Raw genomic sequence first — 5,535 nt, forward strand, 5'->3', positions numbered from 1 at the left:
ATCAAGATCAATTCCATGACACGCAGGGGACCGATGTTGTTTGTCAAACCGTCACCACAAGAAGTGCTGGCGTCGCGAGGCGAGGTTAGCGCCACGTCCTTGGAGCGTCGCAACCGGGATGCCAATCGGCCCAATTCGGTGTTCGTGGAACTGGAACCTGTCGAACGCCACCCAGGCCGGTTGCCCCAAATGACGCGGGTGCTGACTTTGTTGCTGGCGTCGTCGGAGTGCTCGCTGCACTGCAGCATGTGTGATTTATGGCGGAACACGCTGGATCAGCCGACTCCGCCAACAGCCCTGCCCAATCAAATTCGGTTTGGTTTGCGAGAGTGGCGAGAGCAGACCGGACATGAACCCGGAGGCACAATCAAGCTGTACAACAGCGGGAATTTCTTCGATCCTCGCACCACGCCGTCGACAGACGATGACACGATTGCGAAGCTTTGCGAGCCCTTTGATCGAGTGGTGGTGGAGAACCATCCATTGATTGGCACACGACGCCTGTATGAATTCGCGAAACGTTTGCGCGGGAAACTGGAAATCGCGGTGGGGCTGGAATGCATCGCGCCGCGGATGTTGGATCGATTGAACAAACGACTTCGCCCGGGGCAATTTTTTCAATTTGCACAACACTTGAAAGACGCCTCCATTGATTTGCGTGTGTTCCTGATCCATGGACTGCCGTGGTTGGCTCCCGCGGAAGCGTACGCATGGACCATCTTGTCGGCGCGATTCGCGGCCGCAGCGGGAGCACGTCACATCAGTGTGTTGCCCTGTCGAACCGGCAACGGTTTCATGGACCGCTTGGCTCGCGAGGGCCGTTTTCATCCGCCGACTCGAAAGGAGATGCAGACGGTCATGAATGCTCTCGAAAACGATTCTCGTTTCGATCATGGTCCGGTGTTGACTTTGGACACTTGGGGGATGGCTCCGGAGTTGCCTGAGTCTGCCAATCAAGATTCGGGTGAATCGCCAACTGCTGGAACGCAAGATGTCTGACTCTCCCGCGAATTATGATGTCGCGATTTTGGGTGGTGGCTTTTCTGGTGGGCTGCTGGCTTGGGTTTTGGCCTCGCGTGGCGTCCGTGTGTTGCTGATCGAGCGGGAGCGTTTCGGGCGTTTTGCGATCGGTGAATCCAGCACCCCGATGGCCGACTTGGTCTTGCGCCAGCTTGCCGATCAATACGGCATGCCCGAGCTGCGAGCGTTGTCGACGTATCCGACTTGGAAGGACGCGTTTCCGAATTTGCGTTGTGGAAAGAAGCGAGGTTTCAGCTACTACCACCACGGTGACGCGTCGTCGCCCAGTGATGCGGGGCGTGAGTTTCATGATCGCAATGAAACGTTGGAAAACGATTGCGGAAATAGTTTGTTGGTCACGGCAAGTCCGAGCGACACTTGGTCTGACACGCAGTGGCTGAGAAGTGACTTGGACTCCTTCTTCATCGAGCGAGCCGTTCGTGCGGGGGCTGATTGCCGTGAGCGAACCGAGGTGGTCGACGCGACGCTGGGCGAACCCATTCAGCTGACGCTGTGTGATCGATCGGGGGACCGAACCAGCGGGAAGACGCAGAGCCTCTCGGCGCAATGGTTGGTCAACGCTTCGGGGCGGTTTGGTGTGTTGCCAGACTCATTGTCCCAGTCGATCGGGGTGCGACGCGTTGATGAGCGATTGCAGACGAGCACGCGGAGTGTCTTTGCACACTTTCGCGAGGTTGGATCTTGGACGGAGGAACTGCGCAAAACCGGGCAGTTGCGTGAGGACGAGCCGTTTGATCCCGATGATGCGGCGCAGCACCATTTGACCGCGGAAGGGTGGATGTGGATGTTGCGGATGGATCACGGCGTCACCAGCGTCGGTTGGACTCAGCCAACGGGGGCGAGTTCCGGCGAGGTTGTGTCGGGGACGCGTGACTCAACGAGTTGGCGACGGTATCCCAGTCTGCAAACACTGATGCGAGGGGCGACGTTTTGCGAAGCGACGCCCCATTGGATATCAGTGGACCGAGTCCAGCGGATGCAGTTGCCAGTCAGGAATCGGAATTACGTCACGATGCCCACGGCGGTGGCGACGATTGATCCGCTGCACAGCACAGGGATTGCGCATGGATTGATCGGCGTGGCCAGGTTGGCGGACGCCTTGCTGAGCGAGTCATCGCGACGACGTGAGTTGCTCGATCGCTATGCGACCACGGTCGAACGCGAGGTGCTGCAGATCGATGCTTTGGTTTCGATGTGCTATCAAAGTCTGTCAACGATGTCGCGTTTTGAAGCCGTTTCGATGCTGTACTTTGCCTCCGCGATTGCCTCGGAGGAGTTTTTAGCATCCGGTGGCAACGTTCATTCCACTTTGTGGCTGTGCGACGACGAACCGTTTTGTCGGTTGATCGCGGCGACACAGTGTCAGCTAGCGAACGATGTCTTGGACGCGGAATTGTGGCGATGGTTGCAACCTCGTCTGCAACCGTTCCAGAACGCTGGGTTGCTGGATCCTCGAGTTCGTGGTCGGTATCGGTACACCGGCGAAGCGAAACGTTAGTTGAAGAACAGTGTTTCCTCTTGTTCGATTTCGATGAGGTGGGCGTTTTGGGTGGCCCGGCAAAGGTCGAGAAGCTTTTGAGTTTGTCGAAGCAGTGTGATCCACTCGACGGTTTCGCCTCTCGAGGCCGCTTCTTCGATTTGTTTTGCGGAGTCGACGATGGGGGTCAGGTAGCTGGCATCCGCGATGACGGACAGATCCCTGGCTAGGTCTCGCAGGTCGGTCAGGTTTTGCGCGTCCATGGCTTCCGCGATGCGTTCGATTTGCTGACCGATTTTGAGTGCCGTCTGCTTGGGAACGGCAAACGCAATTCCGGTGGAGGTTGGCACACCGAGCGAGCTCTCTTTGACGTCAGCTTCGATTTTGGTGAGGAAATGCTTCACCAATTGGGCATCGAATTGCTTGCCTGCGCACCGTCGAAGTTCGATCGCGGCGAACGAGTGTGGGCGGCCTCGGCGATAGGCATGATCGGAAACGATGGAGTCGTAGGTGTCGGCAATGGTGAGGATTCGAGCTTCGATTGGAAGTTCGTCCAGTTTCAGGTGATGCGCCACTTCCACCCCCCGGTCGCTGATCGCATGATGAGCGCGGATGATACGTTCGAGTTCCGGGCAATGGAACGTGCCAGCAACCATGTCGAGCCCGATGGTGTTGTGACGCCGCATGATCTTCCATTCGTCGTCCGTCAGCGGTCCGGGTTTGTGCAGGACATCATCCGGAACACCGATTTTTCCAATGTCGTGTAGCAACGCGGCAATTTCCAGGACGTAAATGTCCCGTTGGCAAACGAGACCATCGGCGGCTTGAACACAGAGGTTGGCCACTCGTCGACTGTGTTCTGCCGTCGATGGATCGCGATAGGCCAACGCCGAAACCAATGCCGTCACGGCATGGAACGGGAGACTGACCAAATCGGGGTCAGCAACATCATCTGGCTGAGACGCTTCTTCACCGAGAACGTCCACGCGATCAGGATCAAACGGGACGGATTGATTCCGGCCGCCGCGTTTGGCGACGTAGAGGCAGTTGTCGGCTTGGTTGATCAGCGATTGCACATCGGTGGCACCAAATTGGAGCTCACTGACACCCAGAGAAGCGGTCAATCGGAGTGATTCCGGATCGTCCAGGCGAATGTTCATGATCGCCAATCGAGTCCGCTCGGATTGTTCCATTGCTTCGTCGAGATCGTGCCCCGGCAACATCACGCAGAACTCTTCGCCCCCGTAACGGCAGACGACTTGGTTTTCTTCGTGAAGGTCGCGCAGAACCTTGGAGACTTTCCGCAGCACATCGTCGCCGGTGTGGTGACCGTAGGTGTCATTGACGCTTTTGAAGTGGTCAATGTCGACCATGAAGCAGGACAGGGGACGTCCTGCGCTGCGATAGTCAACGAGCATGGTTTCCATGCGTTCAAAGAATGCACGGCGATTGAGACAGCCTGTCAGTGCGTCTCGCGTTGCGAGAATTTCGAGTTCTTGATTCTTCTTTTGAATTTCGTCTTTGCTCAAACGCAACATCGAAAGCATGTTCTCGAGTTCGAGACGATGCTTCTCCACGTGGGTGACATCCTGGAAGGTGACCAGGGCTCCCTTTCGCGTTTCGTCTTCACCGATCGGTCCGGCGTTGACGCTGAAGACACGGTGCACCCCATCCCGACCGGTCAGGCGAAGAATTTCCCCGACCACGGATTTGCGTTGGCTGATGGCTTCCGTCCAGGGCAATTCAATGTCGGCGTCTTTGTCGTCGGTGTTGAAGACCCAGGGCAAATCAGCGGCCAAACGTTTTTGTAGTTCTTCGGGTTCAAAGCCGTTGGTACTCAGGAAGTTGTCATTGGCCAAGATGATCTTGCCATCTTTGTCGAGAACCAGGAGACCTTCGGCAAGGGTGTCGAGTGCTTGACGGACGCGTTCTGGAACCACTTGCGTTTTTGAAAACACGCCCAGGATTCGCATCATCAGGAACGAGTACGATCCCATGCCGATCACAGCGAAGAAGATCAGCAGACGCAGGATGCCTTGGTCCAGCAGGTTTCCGAACAGACCTGTGGCATTGGTTTTGAAAGTGAATTCCAGGGTGCCCCATGTCCGGTCTTGGACCGTGATTGGGATATCCAACCGGATGATTTCGCCATCCAGTTCGGCCGTGGCATCGCGCGAAACCGGTTCACTGGGTTCGACCCACGAAGGAACTACTTCGGTGGTTTCGGGGGCATCTGATAGGAACAGGACAGAGTCATGTGCGGTAGCGTCGACAGGCGGCGACTTGGCCACGTTCACGTCTTTTGGGGCAGCGGCGGTCGCTGTTCTTTTCCAACAAAGACGGTGATGTCTGGTGGCGGCTTGAAGGGTTCCGCTCTCGGTTCGCAGGCCTCCGGAAAGCAAGGCGTCATTTTGACGGACCAGAGCTTCCAGGGTCGTGTTCAGTTTGGACCAGCGGTGTTGCCGAATGTCGTCGATGGAGGCGATTGCAACGGTTTCGCAGAATTTTCGGCGCGCAGTTTCCTCGGCCAGCCGTGAATCGGGGATGAACCCGAGCCACTGAGCTCCGAGGATGAGACCCAATCCGACGCACACAAGTGCGAAGGCGAGTCGAAGCGATGCGAAAACGGCCTGGAACAAAAAGGAGATCGATCGAAGGAGGGATGGTTGACGTCAAATTCCCAACTGCACCGCCGCATGCAGGCGACGAAGCACGGTCCGTCGACCGTGGAAAAACAGTGAGGGAATTCCCTTTGGATAAGTCTTCGCCATGAAACGTGTCACACCGGTGATGAGTGGTGATCAACTGTACTGGCGTGAAAAAGTTTTGACGTTGCTAACGATTTGGCCGGGTAACCGGATTGATCGCTTGGTAACAACTGCTCGGAAGGTGCTAAGCAGGTCGGATGGAATGATCGGGCACAACCATGTGAGCCGTTTGGGCGTTCGCCCCGGTTGCGCGTGAAAACCGTGGCTCACGCCAACGGCTCACATCCCCGATGACACCTGCGTATCAGC

3 protein-coding genes are annotated in these 5,535 nt (G+C 56.7%); 2 read left to right on the forward strand and 1 reads right to left on the reverse strand.

The window, feature by feature from the left end; genetic code table 11:
• Positions 1–33 precede the first annotated feature (33 nt).
• Positions 34–999: a Fe-S oxidoreductase gene (locus UH5x_RS26950; RefSeq protein WP_482634267.1), complete on the forward strand. Its 966-nt coding sequence runs from the start codon at positions 34–36 to the stop codon at positions 997–999.
• Entirely contained in the window at positions 992–2,539 is a 1,548-nt protein-coding gene (locus UH5x_RS26955) for an NAD(P)/FAD-dependent oxidoreductase (RefSeq protein WP_482634268.1), read from the forward strand. Before UH5x_RS26950 ends, UH5x_RS26955 begins: the two co-directional genes overlap by 8 nt.
• Here UH5x_RS26955 and UH5x_RS26960 read toward each other — a convergent pair.
• Entirely contained in the window at positions 2,536–5,157 is a 2,622-nt protein-coding gene (locus UH5x_RS26960; protein WP_482634269.1) for a diguanylate cyclase, read from the reverse strand. The genes UH5x_RS26955 and UH5x_RS26960 overlap by 4 nt on opposite strands.
• Positions 5,158–5,535 lie beyond the last annotated feature (378 nt).

The sequence above is a fragment of the Rhodopirellula sp. UH5 genome (assembly GCF_056839225.1).

Bases quoted from the DNA above. Each gene is read 5' to 3' on its own strand.
- UH5x_RS26950 (WP_482634267.1), top strand. From the start codon at position 34: ATGTTGTTTGTCAAACCGTCACCACAAGAAGTGCTGGCGTCGCGAGGC.
- UH5x_RS26955 (WP_482634268.1), top strand. From the start codon at position 992: ATGTCTGACTCTCCCGCGAATTATGATGTCGCGATTTTGGGTGGTGGC.